The 236-nt window shown below is 53.8% G+C and carries 1 protein-coding gene; it reads left to right on the top strand.

Features of this window, described 5'->3' with window-relative positions; all coding sequences use genetic code 11:
* A partial coding sequence (locus tag AC2FA3_RS15640) for a hypothetical protein (RefSeq protein WP_490510401.1) occupies positions 1 to 236 on the top strand: 236 nt, incomplete at both ends.

Below are 236 nucleotides of genomic sequence, written 5' to 3'. Positions count from 1 at the left end.
GAGCTGGGTAATCTGGGACGGTTACCAGAAAGCAGGTGTGAATGTGTCGCTGGAGCAGTTCCGCGAGGCGTATGTGATGGCTGAGCGTGAACTTGCCAAGGTGCGCCACATTCTTCCCAACGACAATTTCCACGATTTACTCGTGAAGAAGATGGACATTGAGTTTGGCTATCTTGTGGAGCAAGGACTGGTGGATGCCGCTGAGGCACCCGAAAAGGCGAGAGCGGTGGCACAAT

It is taken from the genome of Janibacter sp. CoH_79_TC_3 (assembly GCF_058197955.1).
The sequence above is the reverse complement of the archived record's forward strand: the minus strand, read 5'-3'. Positions and strand labels throughout refer to the sequence as shown.